A 15859-nucleotide genomic window follows, 5' to 3' on the forward strand; every position below is an offset into this window, starting at 1 on the left:
TCGAGGTTACGTTGTGGACGCCTACGAAGCGATCAAACCGACGTCGACGAGCCGGGCGCGGGCGCGGGCGGCGTCGACGATCTCGATTCCGAGCAGCACCTCGCGCACCGCCTCGGCGGCCTCGGGGATGAGAGCTCGCAGTGCGGCGACGTTCGGGGCAGCAAGCGCCGCGGCGATGTCGTCTCCGCGTAGCGACGCCACCGTCGCGGCGAGGATCGCGAGCACCTCGTCACCGGAGTCGGCGCGGGCGACGAGGCCCACATCTGCATGCGAGACCACGGCGAGTACGTCGGCGATGCGCCGCGGGGTGTCTCCGACGCGGATGCCCGGGGTCCGGTGGGCGAGGACGACGGCCTCCGCGATCTCGGCCACGTCGATCGCGTCGAACATCGGGAAGACGACCAGCGGCGAGGGCAATCGCAGCCCGAGCGCGTCGGCGAGGTGCTCGGCCGGGGCGTCGACGTCGAACCGGACGGCCTCGTAACCGCAGGTCCTCCCTGCTCGGAGCTCGTCGGGGTCGATGTCGAGGTCCACCACGATGCGTCCGTGGTCGTCCGAGTCGGACAGCGTGAGCAGGGTCGATGCCCGGACGACGGGCGGTCCGTACTCGGCTCCACGCGGAGCTGCGGCCAGCGAGGATGCGTCGGCGCATATCGGCTGCAGCAGCTCGTGGACGAGCGCGTTCGGGTCGGGTCGGTGGGGCACACCGAGGGTCAGCGGAATCGGCACGCCTTCACGGTAGACCCGGGACGGTCTTGCGATCCTCGCCACACCACGCTAACTTAGGTTTGCCTCACCTACTCGCCTGACCGATCGCATCGGAGGAGCCCATGCTCGGCGCAACCACCACCACCGGACCGACCACTGCCGAACGTGTACGCAGTGCCTGCATGCGCGCCGAGGGCGCCGCCCTGGCCATCGACGGCAGCGACCCGGTGATCACGTCCCTGCATCATCTGCGACCCAACGGCGAGATGATCCTGGCCGTCCCCACCGACTCCCTCGACGACGCGCACACCTGGCAGTCCTCCCGTGCCGGCATCCCCGCCGTCCTCGAACTCACCGATCACGCGCCGCTCGCGCTGCGTGAACCGGTGCGTTCGCTGGTGTGGCTTCGCGGCGATCTACGCCCGGTCCCGGACTCGCTGATGCGCCCGATGGCCGGAGCGGTGGCCGCCGAACATCCGCATCCCGCTCTCCTCGACGTCGGGCACACCACCTCGCTGATGCGGCTGATCGTCACCTCCGCCGTGGTCGCCGACAGCACCGGAGCCGAGCCGGTCGACGTCGACACGCTGCTGGAAGCCGAACCCGATCCCTTTTGGGAGATGGAGACCAGCTGGCTCGAGCACCTCGACTCCGACCACCCGGACCTGCTCGCCCAATTGGCCCGACGCCTCCCGCCGTCGCTCCGGCAGGGCCGAATCCGGCCGCTCGGCATCGATCGCTACGGCATTCGGCTGCGGATCGAAGGCGAATGCGGCGACAACGACGTCCGGCTGGGGTTCGCCGAGCCCGTCGAGGACGTCCTCTCGCTCAGTCGCGCGCTGCGCGTGCTCGCCGGTTGCCCGTTTCTGAACGGACTACGCGCCCGCGGCTGACGCACGTTCGGAGAAACAGGGCAGACTCGTGCGGTGATCGACTTCAAGAGCTGGTTGACGCCACCGCCGCCCGCGAGCACGGCTCCACCGCCCGATGCCCGCGAACGCACCACGATCAAGGTCGAGATCGCGATCGTCCTGCTGGTCACGTTCGGGCTGAGCGGTATGAGCAGCATCCTCTCGCTCGTCGAGGACGCGCTGCAGACCGCCGCCCTGTCCGATCAGACCGTGGCGCTGAACTCGTCACGGTCGAGTTTCAGCCTGATCGATCTGCTGTTCCAGCTGCTGAGCATCCTGCGTCTGTGGGCCTGGGGCGCACTGGGGTTGTACCTGCTGTGGCGAGCAGATCTGGCACCCCGCGCGATCGGGCTGGCCCGGCCGCGGCTGAAGATCGACCTCGGTCACGGCGTCGGATTGGCCGCACTGATCGGGCTGCCCGGCCTGGCGCTGTACCTCGTGGGCAACGCCCTCGGATTCAACCTCAACGTCGTTCCCAGCGCCCTCGACGACCACTGGTGGCGCGTCCCGGCACTGATTCTGTACGCGCTGGCCAACTCCGGTGCCGAGGAGATCATCGTCGTGGCGTACCTGATCTCTCGCCTACGCAGACTCGGACTGAGCGAGAACGCGTCCCTGCTGTGCTCGTCGCTGCTGCGCGGCAGCTATCACTTCTACCAGGGCGTGGGCGGTGGGGTCGGAAACTTCCTCATGGGTCTGGTGTTCGGCCGCTACTGGCAGCGCACCGGCAGACTGTGGCCACTGCTGATCGCACACGCTCTTATCGACATCGTGGCCTTCGTCGGGTACGCCCTCCTGCGCGAACATCTGTCGTGGCTCCCGTGAATCGGCACGCGAGGAACCCGGGTGTTTCCGTGGCGACGGTTACAGTCGACCCGTGAACGACGACGATCGCTACGGACGGCACGGCGCGCCGGAACGGCGAACGCCGCCCGACCGATCAGAACGGAGTCGTCACGGTCGGCCGGACCCAGCGCCAGGACCCGCACCGCGCCCGACCGGGGGCCAACCGCCGCGCCAGCCACCGCCTTCTCAACCACCGCCTCGTCGACCACCGCCCGGCCAGCAACCACGAGGCCCGCAACCGCCGAGCCAATCGCGACCACCGCAGCCGCCCCCAGGTCAGGTGCCGCCCGGCCGACAGCCGCCACCCCCTCGCGGATATCGTCCCGGCCAGCCGCCACCGGATCGGGGCCCGCGTCAGTACGAACCTGGGCCCCCGCGCCGTCAGGGACCTCCGCCCGAGCGTCCGGCACAGCACCGTCCCCGCCCACAGGGTCCGCCGCCGGAGGGCACCGAGTTCATCCGCCGCGACGGCAGGCCCACTGCCGGTCCGGCGCGCTCGGCCGCCGCACAGCAGGCGTGGTCGCAGGCTCCCGAACCCGGATCGGCGAAGTCCGACACACCCACGCCATCCGAATCGACGCGTCAGTACTCGCGTTCCCAGGACGGTCCACCGGGCCGCACCGGGTACGCCCCGCGGCAGCAACCGGAGCCGTTCACCGAGGAGCGCAGGCAACCGGCAGCACCGGCGCAGCGGGCTCTGCGTCGACCCGAACCCGTTCGGCCGCAACGTGACTCTCGGCCGCCGAAGGTCGCGAAGCCGCGGAAGCGCAGACGCTGGGGTCGACGCTTCCTGATCGTGTTGCTGGTCCTGGTGCTGGGAATCGGCGGCGTCGTCTACTACGTCGACAGCTCGTTGACGCGCGTGGACGCCCTCACCTCGTATCCCGGGCGCATCGGCGACACCCCCGGCACCAACTGGCTTCTCGTCGGGTCGGATTCGCGAGCGGGCCTGACGCCGGAGCAGGAAGCCGCGCTCGCAACCGGCGGCGAGGTGGGCCCGAGCCGCACCGACACGATCATTCTCATCCACATCCCCGAGGGCAGCGGCGCGCCGACGATGGTCAGCCTGCCGCGCGATTCGTACGTGTCGATTCCGGGCAACGGCCAGGACAAGCTCAACGCGGCCTTCGCATTCGGCGGTCCGCCGTTGCTGGTCCAGACGGTCGAGGGTGCAACCGGTGTGCACATCGATCACTACGCCGAGATCGGATTCGGCGGCTTCGCCGGTATCGTCGACGCGGTCGGTGGAGTCAACGTGTGCGTGCAGAATGCGATCGACGATCCGTTGGCGGGCATCAACATCGCCGCCGGCTGCCAGGATCTCACGGGAGCCGAGGCGCTCGGATTCGTGCGATCCCGCGCGACGGCATTGGCCGACATCGACCGGATGAACAATCAGCGGGCGTTCATGTCCGCCCTCTTGGAAAAGGCAACCAGCGCTTCGACTTTCCTCAACCCGTTCAAGTTGTGGCCGTTGGTGTCCGATACCGCGTCGTCGTTGAGCGTCGACGAGGGAGATCACATCTGGAACCTCGCCGCACTCGCCTGGGCGATGCGCAGCGGTCCGGTGACCACGACGGTTCCCGTCGGCGGATTCCAGGACTCCGACGTCGGAAACGTATTGCTGTGGGACGACACTCGCGCTCCGGTGTTCTTCGACGCCATCGCGCAGGATCGCGAAATACCTCCGGAACTGCTGACCGGCGGGCCCTGACGACCCTGAATGTAAGTTGTGGACCATGACATCGCCGTCTGCCCAGCCCGCCGCAACACCCGGTACGTCGTTCCACGATTTGCTGCGCGCCCAGGTGCGGCACGAGTTCACTGCTTCGCAGCAGTATGTCGCGATCGCGGTGTGGTTCGACCGCAACGATCTGCCACAGCTGGCCACGCGTTTCTACGCTCAGTCCGCCGAGGAGCGTCGGCACGCCATGATGATGATCCGCTTTCTCATCGACAACCGACTCGAGGTCGATGCGTCGGGCATCGACGACGTGGTGACGGAGTTTCAGTCGGTCGTCGAACCGGTGGAACTGGCGTTGGCCCAGGAGTCGACGGTGACCGAGCAGATCAGCGCGTTGGCACGTGCTGCCCGGGCCGAGGGCGACTACATCGGCGAGCAGTTCACCCACTGGTTCCTCACCGAGCAGGTCGAGGAGGTGGCGGCGATGCAGAGCCTGCTCAACATCGTCCGCCGAGCCGGATCGAACCTGTTCGACATCGAGCAGTACGTCGCTCGCGAGATCGGTTCCACGGTGATCCGCGCCACCAATGCCCCCAAAGAAGCCGGAAGAGCGTAGTTTGCAGCCCTGCTCAGAGCGGACATTTAGGATCGACTGTATTAGGCAACGTTCGCCTCAATAAGGATCGACTTGGATGACAACGCTTCTGACCAGGCATATTGTCCTGAGCATGAGCGTAGACATCAAAGAAACCAGCCACACCAAGTTCCACGCACTTCTCCGCGACCAGATTCGCAACGAGTTCAACGCCTCGCAGCAGTACATCGCCACCGCGGTCTACTTCGCGAATGTCGATCTGCCGCAGCTGGCCAAGCACTTCTATGCGCAGTCGGTCGAAGAGCGCAACCACGCGATGATGATCGTGCAGTACTTCCTCGATCGCGACATCACGGTCGAGCTGACCGGCGTCGACGCGTCGAAGTCCGTCTTCACCGATCCGCGTGAGGCCATCGCCCTGGCGCTGGCACAGGAGGAGACCGTCACCGAGCAGATCATCGCTCTGGCGAGCACCGCACGCGAAGAGGGCGACTACCTCGGCGAGCAGTTCATGCAGTGGTTCCTCAAGGAGCAGGTCGAGGAAGTTGCCAGCATGAAGACGCTGCTCAACATCGCCGATCGTGCGGGCCACAACCTGTTCGACCTCGAGCAGTTCGTCGCCCGTGAGATGAACACCAGCGTGACCGCCGACTCGGGCGCACCCACCGTCGCCGGCGGATCGCTGTAGATTCGCACCGCAACTCTGCGCGGATGACGCGCTCATACGGGTGGCCACTCGAACGAGGATTCCTTGTTCGAGCGGCCACCCGTTTCGCGTTCTAGCGCAGAGTGCGTTCTAGCGCAGAGTGACCTGGCGGCCGCGTAGGCCGTCGCGCGAACGCAACTGAGCCGCCGTGAGCGGAGCGTCGACAGCCAGTGCCTCGCTCAGTTTCTCGCCGAATTCCTTTGTCGGCTTTGCCCATTCGGTGGGGTGCATCTCGGGATCGAGATCGAACACCGGCACCAGCAGCCCGTGCGTGCGGAACGAACCGGCGTAGCGCGAACCTTCACCCAGGTTCAGATCGCCCGCCGCATGCAGGCGAGCCAACGCGAGCATCACGTCGTCTTCGTTCTCCGGACGAACCCACCGGATGTGTGCCTTGTCGCCTGCATCCACCCACCAGGCCGCGACGACGCCGTCGGCCTCGATCCGCGCCGAGGGCATGATCGCCTGGTTCGCACGTTCCACGGTTGCAGTCACATCGGCTGCGGGAGTGGCACTTTCGGGAATCCACCAGTTGAAGTCCTGATGAACGGTGATCTCGAGCAGCGCGGAGGCGTCGAGCAGCGCGGTCAACGCGGGCGTGCTGTCGGTGATCTTCGCGGCTTCGAGCGACTCGCCCGCGGACGCGGTGGACGCCCAGCCGAGCGCGCTACTGATATCTGCCGCAACATCTTTCGACTGATTCTGCACCTGAAGGCCGACGAATCCCTCGACGGTATCGGCGTCTTCGCGCACCAGTGCCGCGACGGCACCGGGTAGCACCGTGGCCAGCGTGATGGTGCGACCGTCCACGGTGATCGGCGCGGTGGCCGTCGCCGACGGCACGAACTCGCGCAGCGCTACCAGGTCGCATTCGGCGGCGAGGCCTTCGAACGGGCGAGCCGACGCCGATTCGATGCTCGCGCGTTCTGCTTCTCGCTGCGCGAGCTTCGCTGCTCGGTTGCTGTCCTGCTTCGGTCCACTGTTTCTTTTGCTCTTACCCACGCCCGAAAACCTACACGTTCTTCGATTCGAGCCAGGCTCGCGTTCGGCCGGGGTGGTTGGTGGCGATCCACCCGACGCCGAGCTCGCGGCACAGGTCCACGTCCTCTTTCTCGTCGACGGTCCACACGTAGCTGGCCCGGCCGGACGCGGCTGCGCGGTCGATGATGGCCGGGTGCTCGCGTAGCGCGCGAATCGACGGCCCGACGGCAGTGGCCCCGACGGTCGTCGCCGCTCCCCCACCGAGGTAGTGCGAGCTGTCGCCGAGGAGCACCGTCGGAAGCATCGGAGCCGACCGCCGTACGCGCCAGACGGCCGAGGGCGCGAACGACATGATGACCGCCCGTGAGTGGTCTGCCGACGCGGGCGCGCCGATGCCGAACTTGTGCAGCTCGGCGAGCACCGTGCTTTCGATCAGCGAGCCGTATCGCACGGGATGCTTGGTTTCGATGAAGAGTTTGACCGGCTTGCTGGTCCAGTCCAGGACGAGAGCAATGAGGTCGTGCAACGTCAGGAGTTCGGCGGGTTCGTCGTCGTCGCCGTAGTTCAGTCGGGCCAGATCGGCGAAGTCCATCTCGCTGACGATGCCGGTGCCGTTCGAGGTGCGATCGACGCGGCGATCGTGCACGCACACGATGTGGCCGTCCCTGGTGAGCCGCACATCGCATTCGACGCCGTCCGCTCCCTCGCGCAGCGCGAGGTCGTAGGCCGCGAGAGTGTGCTCCTTCTTTGCCGCCGACGCACCTCGATGCGCGACGACCAGTGGCCCACGGCGATCGGGACTCACGACGCCGTCACCGTCTCGGATTCGTGTTCGGGCTGGTTCTGTTCGCCCTGGTTCGACTTCGGCGCGGTGCCGGTGGCGATCACCCAGCGGGTCGGACGCGACATTGCGGAGCCGCGCAGTGTGCGGCCTTCGAGTCGGCGCATCACGGCCAGGGTCAGCACGGCCGAGACCGCGGCCACCAGTGCCACGAATGCCGACAGCAGAACCCCGTCGGCGCGGGCCTGAAGTGAATCGCGCAGGTTCCACAGCAATTGGACGATGACCAGCGCGTTGCTCGCTGCCCAGACCGCCCACCAGATGCGAACCAGTGTCAGTTCGCGGTGCACGTCGGCATCGGCACCGCCGCGGAGACGGACCACCTCGGTGAGGTAGACCCCCGGCATCACGATGCGGACAAGAGGCAGCATCGACAACAGCAGCATCGGGCGCACCGATCGCGGGTCGGTGGAGCCGGCGGCAGTGAAGGCGAGTCTGCGCTGGTCGATCAGCCAGCAGGACGAAGTGATCAGCGCGGCCAGACCGATGACGAGCGCGCCGACCTGGGCGAAATACACCAACGCGTCGGATACGGCGAGGGTGATCGGCGAGATCAGTCGCACGCGGTTGTGCAGCAGGATGCCGTACCGGAACACTTCGGCGAACGCGGCGAGCGCCAGCAACATCGCGGTGACGAGGACCAGGTTCTGAGCGTTCGCGGCGTACCGCTCGACGCGACCGACGCGGCGATCGGCCTCGGGATCGCGCGGGATGTCGCGCAATCCCCAGGTGGGCGTCGAGGCGTAGTGCGGCGTCGGGGTCGGTGCTGCGGATCGGCCGCGGCGTGCGGCTTTCGTCGACGAGGTCGCCGGTCGGGCTACCCATCGGAAGTTTCGGGCACCCTGCGCGGGTGCCCTGGTGGACACCGGCGAGAGCAGCACGCCATGGCAGCGGGGGCACCAGGTGCCCGGCCGTGCGCCGACAGCCCAACGGGTGCTGCAGCGGGCACAGACCTGGAACGCCTGAGCGCGCCCCTGCGGTGCCGACATCTAGATGATTCTCGCTTCGTGGGCGTCGTTCTCGCTCTGGATCGGTCGACCAGCGGCCTGCCAGGCGAGCATCCCACCGTCGACGTTGATCGCGTCGTAGCCAACGCGGTTGAGATATTCGACGACGCGAGCCGAGCGACCACCGGCTTTGCAGACCACGTACACCTCGGATTGGTTGTCGACCTCACCGGCGCGGGACGGAATGTCGCCCATCGGGATGTGCACTGCGTCCGGAGCGTGTCCGGCTTGCCACTCGTCGTCCTCGCGCACGTCGAGCAGGATGGCCGTCGTAGGGAACGGCACCGGCAGGCGATCGACGGTGACGGCAGGCGGCTGCTCGGGATGCGACACGCCTCGATCTTGTCACGCGTCCGCGCGGGGCTGCCACCCGTGTCCTCGCGACCGAAGCGCCACCTCGCTATGACCTACGTCACTGCAGTCACAGAAGTTATCCACAGTATCCACAGATCGATCCACAGAATCGGGGTCTGTGCCGGTTTCTATCCACAGGTCAGAGCGTCGAGTCGGTCCCCCGGTGTATCGAGTACCAACTCGGCCTGTGGATCGATGGTGATTTGACACAGCCATCGTCTGCGGTCCTGCGAAGCCGCTGTTTAGGCTGGCGAACATGACTAACCCACCGCAGGTCGTTCCGCAGGCTCCCCTCCCGTCCATCGAGCTACGCGTCTTCACCGAACCGCAACAGGGTGCCACGTACGACGAACTGCTGCGCGTCGCGAAAGCTGCCGAGGAGTTCGGCTACGGCGCATTCTTCCGATCCGACCACTACCTCGCGATGAGCGGTGACGGCGGCCCAGGGCCCACCGACGCGTGGATCACCCTGGCCGGGCTGGCCCGCGAGACCTCGACCATTCGGCTGGGCACCCTCGTCACCTCCGCGACCTTCCGCTACCCGGGGCCCCTGGCCATCAGCGTCGCCCAGGTCGACGCCATGAGCGGCGGCCGCGTCGACCTCGGCCTCGGTGCCGGCTGGTTCGAGGACGAGCACAAGGCCTACGGCATCCCGTTCCCTCCGCTCGGTGAACGTTTCGACCGGCTCGAGGAGCAACTCGCCGTCATCACCGGACTCTGGGACGCCCCCGCCGGCGAGACGTTCTCACACGCGGGCACGCACTACCCCGTCACGAACTCCCCCGCGCTCCCCAAGCCGGTGCAGACGCCGCACCCGCCCATCGTCATCGGCGGCGGAGGCAAGAAGCGCACCCCGGCACTCGCCGCGAAATACGCCGACGAGTTCAACATCCCCTTCGCCTCGCTGGCCGATACCGAGACACAGTTCGGTCGCGTCCGCGCAGCCTGCACAGCAGCCGATCGCGATCCCGACTCCCTCGTGTACTCCAACGCCCTCGTCCTCTGCTGCGGCCGCACCGAAGAAGAAATCACACGTCGCGCCGCTGCCATCGGCCGCGAGGTATCCGAACTACGCGAGAACGGTGCCACTGGAAGCCCCGCTGAACTCGTCGACAAAATCGGTCGCTTCGGAGCTGTCGGAGCCACCCGCGTGTACCTGCAGACCATGGATCTCACCGACCTCGATCACCTCGAACTCGTCGCATCCGAAGTTCTCCCGCAGCTCTGACCCCCGCCGAAACCCGCCCCCTGAGTCCACTCAACGTGACATTGACTGCCCAAAAGTCCACTGAATGTCACATTGAGTACCCAGGGGGTCGGTCAGGTGGCGGATCGGGCGCGTAGGCGGGCGTAGTGAGTGCTGATATGTCGTGCCGCGGGCAGTTCGATCCATCGGTACATGATTTCGGCGAGTGCGGCGGTACCGGCCAGGAATGCCAGGACGGCGGCGCTGGGGCCCAGGTGTGGTTCGACGGTTGCGTAGATGCGGTACAGCACGAGGGTGTGGATCAGGTAGATCGCGTAGCTGCGGGTGCCGATCCATCGGATGACGGGCCAGCGGGTGATGGGTCCGTTGTATCGGGCGAGTATCAGGACCGTTCCGGTGACGACGAGCAGTGTCCAGAGGTAGGTGTCGCCCATCCAGAAGGTGTGGACTTCGATGGCGAGTCGGATCACTTCGATCTGGGCGATGACGCCGACGACGACCCATCGCCAGGTGATCAGTCGTGCCCATCCGAGGTAGGCGATCTGGCCGAGAAACAGCGTGGGGAGTACGCCCGCGACCTTGGTCAGGAACGGGACTGTGTAGGGCTGCGGTAGGTAGAGGTTGTAGACGATCACCAGGGCGCACAGTGCAGCTCCGACGAGTGGCACCACGATGGGTCTGGTGTTCAGCGTTCCGCGCATCGAGATGCAGTAGAGGTAGAACACGATCTGGACGACGAGGGTCCAGGTGACGCCGAGGACGGCAACTTCCGGTCGCAGGAAGAAGCCGCCGAGGAAGAAGCTGAGGAACGCTTCGCCGTTGGTGATGCCGGGTTGGCCGCTGAACATTCCGTTGAGGCCGAGTTTGACCAGGATGACGGCCATGGCGACGGCGAACCAGAGCGCCGGGACGAGGCGGGCGAGGCGCGCGACCATGAAGTCCCGACGCGATTGCCGCATGGCGGATCGGGTGATCAGCAGGCCGGTGAGCAGCATGAAGATGCTGACTCCGACAAACGAGAGGTGCATGTTGAGGCCCGCGTCCTCGATGAGGACGGTGTTGACGACGTCGATCATCCACCAGCCACCGCCGATGTCGTCGAGCAGATAGAACGAAATGTGTGAGTACAGCACCGCGAGGACGGCGATGACGCGGAGGAGGTCGGCACCGTCCATCTGGACTCGGGGCGCGTCGACCGGCTGCGTGGCGGCGGACTTGTCGACCGTATTCTGGCTCGGTCGGTCCCCTTCCACACCCGCGAGTTTAGGTTCCGTTCATCTGTAGGACCAATCCGCGGCCGCTCCGCAACTGATTCGTGATATTCGGAGCAGATTCACAGCCGAATTATTTGCCTGTCTCGTTCACACGAATTTATTCCGAGAAAAGCATCTCGGTTACAACTGTTGCACTGGGGGTAGGAATGAGATTGGGTTGAACCCTACGAAAGATCCGCAGTAGGACGAACGTGCCCGCATCACACGATGGGTACGGCGTCGTTAGAGAAGGGAACCACGTGTCCGAGTACACCTTGCCCGACCTTGATTTCGATTACTCCGCCCTCGAGCCGCACATCTCGGGCGAGATCAACGAGCTTCACCATTCCAAGCATCACGCGACCTACGTCGCAGGCGCGAACACCGCGGTCGAAAAGCTCGCCGCCGCGCGTGACAACGACGATCATGCAGCCATTTTCCTGCTGGAGAAGAACCTCGCGTTCCACCTCGGTGGCCACGTCAACCACTCCATCTGGTGGAAGAACCTCTCGCCCAACGGTGGCGACAAGCCCGAGGGTGAGCTCGGTGCCGCGATCGACGACCAGTTCGGTTCTTTCGACAAGTTCCGCGCACAGTTCACCGCTGCCGCCAACGGCCTGCAGGGCTCCGGCTGGGCAGTTCTGGGCTACGACTCGCTGGGCAAGAAGCTACTCACCTTCCAGCTCTACGATCAGCAGGCCAACGTGCCGCTCGGCATCATCCCGCTGCTCCAGGTCGATATGTGGGAGCACGCCTTCTACCTGCAGTACAAGAACGTCAAGGCCGATTACGTGAAGGCGTTCTGGAACGTCGTCAACTGGGCCGACGTCCAGGCTCGTTTCGAGGCCGCAACGTCGAAGACCCCGGGTCTGATCTTCCCGTAGGTCCTCGCACCACCGGCTTCACCGACAGCGTCGATGGACCACTGCCCCGCTCAGACGGGTGCAGTGGTCCATTCACGCTTCGAAGGGAGTTCGCTGGCACTCTCCCCATCTTGTGTGCCAGCCGTTTTCGCGTCATTCTCTTCCTACCCAACGTCGTGTACCCGGCTTCGAGCCCTGTACCTGTCTGGGAGGAACGATCGAGATGGACGAGCGAGATCTCATCGGTGTTTCACCGTTTCATGCCGCCGGTCTGCTGCGCGGATTCGTTGTTTCCGGCCGCTGGCCGGACACCACCAAGGAATGGGCCCAGTTTCTGGCCCTCGCTGTGCGGGTGGCCTCGATGCCGGGCCTGTTGGCGACGTCGACGGTGTTCGGGGTGCGTGAGGAATTGCCCGACGACCCCGCGCCGGGAACGGTCGGCTTGGTCGTCGCCGAGGGTCCGGTGATCGGTGACTTCGCGTTGGCTCCCGGACGGTTCGCCGCGCATCAACCTGCCGCCCTGCTGATGCTGCATCCCCCGTCGGAGACGACACCGACGCTCCCGGAATGTGTCGGCGCGGCGTCCGGCTGCGTTCTGCTCCCCGGCCTTCCACATCTCGGACTCGACCACCGGGCGGCGTGGGTGGAGGCAGAGTCCGACGGCACCGTGACCTCGATGGTCAGCCGGGTCGGTCTCGATCCCATCAGCGATCCCGACACCGCAGTTTTGGCGATGCTCCTCGCATCCTGACCGCCATCCGCACACGAATTTTCGGGAACCCAAACTTATTGGCGCATTGGACAATTCGCGGCGAGGCCCCTAAAGTCGTGTGCAGCGAAGGGGAGTAGCCCCCAATCATCGTGTCGACATACTGGTCGCCCCATTGCGACCCGGCACCTGAACCGGCCAGTTCCGGTGGGCGAGACCTTCGGTCCGTTCGACGACCGAGGAGTCCGCTGTGCTGTCCGCATTACTGTTGAGTTTCGCTGTCATTTTCGTCGCCGAGCTGGGTGACAAGTCCCAGCTCATGGCCATGACGTTCGCCCTGCGCTACAAGTGGTACGTCGTCATCGGCGGCATCACCGTTGCCACCACCGTGGTGCACCTGGTCTCGGTCGCGGTCGGCCACTTCCTCGGTGTATCGATCCCCACCGAGGCGATCTCCATCGTCGGCGGCATCGCGTTCGTCATCTTCGGCCTCTGGACGCTACGCGGCGACTCCCTGTCCGACGACGAGGGCGCGAAGGCCTCTCGGGTCACCAAATCTGCGTTCCTAGCGATCGCGTCGGCGTTCTTCCTGGCCGAGCTCGGCGACAAGACGATGCTGGCCACCGTCACTCTCGCCGCCGACAACGACTGGGTGGGCGTGTGGATCGGCTCTACCGTCGGCATGGTCGCTGCCGATGCACTCGCCATCGTGGTCGGCGCGGTACTCGGAAAGCACCTGCCGGAGCGCATGATCCAGTACGGCGCGGCCATCCTGTTCTTCGTCTTCGGTGCTGTCCTGTTCTTCGAGGGCCTGATGCCCGGCACCGCAGCTCCCTACATCGCTGCCGGAGCAATTGTCGCGATCTCCGCCGTCGTCGTCGCCGTGTTCGTTCGACGCTCCCGCATCAGGGCAGCGCGGGAATCGGCGCAGCAGACCAGCACCGAACACGCCTGACCTTGGTTTACACTCCTCTCCCGGGAGGGGTGCATGAACAACGAGCAGCAGGTGAGTACGACCGACGCGGCGCACCACTCGACCGACCGGCTGATCAGAATCTTCGGCCGTTTCGTCGGTACCGGCTATCTCATCTACCTGCTGCTGTTGATCCCGGATATCGAACGGAGCAGCGAGGTGGTTCCCGGTTGGTGGACTCCGGTCACCGTTGCGGTCGTGTTCGGCACCGGATTCGCGTTCGCGGCCTCCACCTTTCACCCGCGCATCGGGGTCATTCGCGTTGCCGGTTCCGTGGCCGCGTTGGCGTTCCCGATCATGGCCCTGCTGTGGTGGGTGGCGTGGGACGGTGCCACCTTCGATCAAGCCGGGACGTTTCTCTCGGTGTTTCCCGGCCTGGCGGCACTCGCCGCCGCCACGGTGTGGCACCCCGTCCCGGCGTTCATCCACATGAGCGTCAGCGTCGTTCTTGTGCAGCTGGCCAACCAGGCTGTGCGAGAACCGTTCCCCCGCAGCAACATCATTGCGGAGATCTTCTTCGCGATGATGTTCTGCACGGTGTTCGTTGCCGCGACACTCGCCGCGGTGCGCACCGGACGCATTCTCGACGCGACGATCTCGACCACACACGACGACGCAGCCCGGGCGGCTGCGGCCACCGCGCGTGAAGTCGAGCGCGAACGGTTCGACGCGCTGATCCACGACGAGGTCATGTCTTCGCTGCTGGCTGTTGCCCGCCATGGCCGCACGCCCAGCCTGGCGCGTCAGGCGCGCTCGACTCTGCTACATCTCGATGACCTGACCACCGGCACCGTCTCGGAAACGTTCTCGGCCGACGAGACTCTGGCTCAGCTTCGTTCTGCCGCAACGACAGTCGACGAAGCGATCGACTTCACCGTGCACGAGGGCGCGCTCGAGCGGACAGAGCACTACCCGGCCGAGACGGTACGCGCCATCGCCGCGGCACTGGCAGAAGCGCTGCGCAACAGTGTGATTCACGCACAGACATCACATCGTTCGGTTTCCGTGGAGCTGGCCCCGTCGTCGATGGGCATCACCGTTCAGGACAACGGCGTCGGCTTCGATCGACGTTCGGTGCCGCCCCACCGACTCGGCGTCGCCGTCAGCATCGAAGGCCGGATGCGTCAACTCGACGGTGGATCGGCCGAGATCCAATCCTCCACCGCAGGCACCATAGTGCGATTGGGGTGGAAGCGATGAACGGCCAGGACATCCGCGACCTGCTGTCGATGAGGTCGGCGGCGGCGTACGCGGTTGCCGGTTTCTTCATCCTCGCGTGCCTGGTGTGCGCATCCGCAACCCTGACCGGGGTGTCCGCAGCGTGGCCCGAGTACGCAGCTGTGCTTGCACTCTCGGCCGCGGTCATCCTGCTGCTCCGGGCACCTGGTGACCCACTGACCGCGCAGTCGACCGCACTGATGACCGTATCGGGCCCGGTGGCAGCCGCGCTGGTCTTCGCCGTCCTGCCGGTGCCGCTGACCGGAAGCTTGCAGACCTGGCCCCTGGGGATGTCGGTGGTGATCTACACCTTCATGTGTGTCCGCGGTCGCACACTCGCCGCGTGGCTCGGGCTGGCACTGACCATGTCGGTGGCCATCGGGTGGGCGGTGGTGACGGGTCAGGGATTTCTGTACGGGCTCTCGTTCAGCGCGATCAACATCGCGCCGCTGTTGATGGCGACGTTCTTCGCCTTCACCATTCGTCCCTTGGCCGCCGCAATTTTCGAGCTGCGCAAGCAGTCGACGGTGCGTATCGCGTCCCAGGCCGCGGCGGCGGCCGTGCTCGAGGAACGCGACGCTCGCCTGGCCAGTCTCGACGCGTTGGCCCGTCCGCTGCTGCAGCGCATCGCCGACGGCCCCGATCCCACCGAGGAGGAAGTCCTCGCGTGTCGACTCCTCGAAGCCGAGCTCCGCGATTCCCTCCGCGCCCGCGGTCTGGTGCGACCCGATCTCGCTCGTGCCGCCAGGTCCGCTCGGGCCCGCGGGGTGGAGGTGATGATGCTCGACGACCGATCCCCGGACGTACTCGACGACGACGCGCGTGAACGCATCGTGGCCGCCGCGTCGGGTGCTCTCGATGCCGCCGAGGCGGGCGCGGTGACGGTCCGCCTTCTACCGCCCGGCCGGACCGCGGCGGCAACGATTCTGCTCGACGACCTGGGCGACGGTGCGCACCGCGTCGAGTACGACGAAACCGGTCACGTCCGGCACTGAACAGTGGT

At 66.1% G+C, this 15859-nt stretch carries 17 protein-coding genes; 11 read left to right on the plus strand and 6 right to left on the minus strand.

Annotation, left to right across the window (positions count from 1 at the left end; genetic code table 11):
* Positions 1-21 precede the first annotated feature (21 nt).
* Positions 22-729, minus strand: a complete 708-nt coding sequence (locus CH283_RS12055) for a hypothetical protein (RefSeq protein WP_094638524.1) — start codon at positions 727-729, stop codon at positions 22-24.
* 101 nt (positions 730-830) lie between these two features.
* Here CH283_RS12055 and CH283_RS12060 point away from each other — a divergent pair, with 101 nt between their 5' ends.
* The 5 genes from CH283_RS12060 (at position 831) to CH283_RS12085 (ending at position 5432) form a co-directional block, all read left to right on the plus strand.
* Complete coding sequence (locus tag CH283_RS12060; RefSeq protein ID WP_094638523.1) at positions 831-1601, plus strand: DUF2470 domain-containing protein; 771 nt, start codon at positions 831-833, stop codon at positions 1599-1601.
* Positions 1602-1634: 33 nt separating this feature from the next.
* The gene (locus tag CH283_RS12065) at positions 1635-2444 is read left to right on the plus strand and encodes a CPBP family intramembrane glutamic endopeptidase (protein WP_373557618.1); all 810 of its coding nucleotides are present in this window, start codon (positions 1635-1637) and stop codon (positions 2442-2444) included.
* Positions 2445-2922: 478 nt separating this feature from the next.
* Positions 2923-4179 carry an LCP family glycopolymer transferase gene (locus CH283_RS28760; protein ID WP_373557622.1) on the plus strand — a complete coding sequence of 419 codons (1257 nt, stop codon included), beginning with the start codon at positions 2923-2925 and terminating at the stop codon, positions 4177-4179.
* A gap of 25 nt (positions 4180-4204) precedes the next feature.
* Positions 4205-4765 (plus strand): ferritin, encoded by a 561-nt coding sequence (locus CH283_RS12080; RefSeq protein WP_094638522.1) that lies wholly within the window; start codon positions 4205-4207, stop codon positions 4763-4765.
* A gap of 112 nt (positions 4766-4877) precedes the next feature.
* Entirely contained in the window at positions 4878-5432 is a 555-nt protein-coding gene (locus CH283_RS12085) for a ferritin (protein ID WP_032396487.1), read from the plus strand.
* Positions 5433-5540: 108 nt separating this feature from the next.
* Here CH283_RS12085 and CH283_RS12090 read toward each other — a convergent pair whose 3' ends face one another.
* The 4 genes from CH283_RS12090 to CH283_RS12105 are packed head-to-tail and all read right to left on the minus strand — an operon-like array spanning position 5541 to position 8612.
* The gene (locus CH283_RS12090) at positions 5541-6452 is read right to left on the minus strand and encodes a DUF5926 family protein (protein WP_094638521.1); all 912 of its coding nucleotides are present in this window, start codon (positions 6450-6452) and stop codon (positions 5541-5543) included.
* A 10-nt stretch (positions 6453-6462) separates the two neighbouring features.
* Entirely contained in the window at positions 6463-7236 is a 774-nt protein-coding gene (locus CH283_RS12095) for a glycerophosphodiester phosphodiesterase (RefSeq protein ID WP_068045617.1), read from the minus strand.
* Positions 7233-8261 (minus strand): DUF4328 domain-containing protein, encoded by a 1029-nt coding sequence (locus tag CH283_RS12100; protein WP_094638520.1) that lies wholly within the window; start codon positions 8259-8261, stop codon positions 7233-7235. The genes CH283_RS12095 and CH283_RS12100 overlap by 4 nt, the downstream gene beginning before the upstream one ends.
* Positions 8262-8612, minus strand: a complete 351-nt coding sequence (locus CH283_RS12105) for a rhodanese-like domain-containing protein (protein ID WP_094638519.1) — start codon at positions 8610-8612, stop codon at positions 8262-8264.
* A gap of 322 nt (positions 8613-8934) precedes the next feature.
* Between CH283_RS12105 and CH283_RS12110 the strand changes: the two genes are divergently transcribed.
* Positions 8935-9861: an LLM class F420-dependent oxidoreductase gene (locus tag CH283_RS12110; RefSeq protein ID WP_094638577.1), complete on the plus strand. Its 927-nt coding sequence runs from the start codon at positions 8935-8937 to the stop codon at positions 9859-9861.
* Positions 9862-9953: 92 nt separating this feature from the next.
* Here the strand turns inward: CH283_RS12110 and CH283_RS12115 are convergent, their stop codons facing one another.
* The gene (locus CH283_RS12115) at positions 9954-11093 is read right to left on the minus strand and encodes an acyltransferase family protein (RefSeq protein ID WP_068045010.1); all 1140 of its coding nucleotides are present in this window, start codon (positions 11091-11093) and stop codon (positions 9954-9956) included.
* Positions 11094-11353: 260 nt separating this feature from the next.
* Between CH283_RS12115 and CH283_RS12120 the strand changes: the two genes are divergently transcribed.
* The 5 genes from CH283_RS12120 (at position 11354) to CH283_RS12140 (ending at position 15851) form a co-directional block, all read left to right on the plus strand.
* Positions 11354-11977 carry a superoxide dismutase gene (locus tag CH283_RS12120; protein WP_037186603.1) on the plus strand — a complete coding sequence of 208 codons (624 nt, stop codon included), beginning with the start codon at positions 11354-11356 and terminating at the stop codon, positions 11975-11977.
* Between the two features lie 202 nt (positions 11978-12179).
* The gene (locus CH283_RS12125) at positions 12180-12707 is read left to right on the plus strand and encodes a peptidase (protein WP_094638518.1); all 528 of its coding nucleotides are present in this window, start codon (positions 12180-12182) and stop codon (positions 12705-12707) included.
* Positions 12708-12915: 208 nt separating this feature from the next.
* Positions 12916-13620, plus strand: a complete 705-nt coding sequence (locus CH283_RS12130; protein WP_094638517.1) for a TMEM165/GDT1 family protein — start codon at positions 12916-12918, stop codon at positions 13618-13620.
* A 33-nt stretch (positions 13621-13653) separates the two neighbouring features.
* Complete coding sequence (locus CH283_RS12135) at positions 13654-14838, plus strand: ATP-binding protein (protein ID WP_094638516.1); 1185 nt, start codon at positions 13654-13656, stop codon at positions 14836-14838.
* Entirely contained in the window at positions 14835-15851 is a 1017-nt protein-coding gene (locus CH283_RS12140) for a hypothetical protein (protein WP_094638575.1), read from the plus strand. Before CH283_RS12135 ends, CH283_RS12140 begins: the two co-directional genes overlap by 4 nt.
* Positions 15852-15859 lie beyond the last annotated feature (8 nt).

It is taken from the genome of Rhodococcus sp. 05-2254-2 (assembly GCF_002259095.1).
Classification (GTDB): domain Bacteria; phylum Actinomycetota; class Actinomycetes; order Mycobacteriales; family Mycobacteriaceae; genus Rhodococcoides.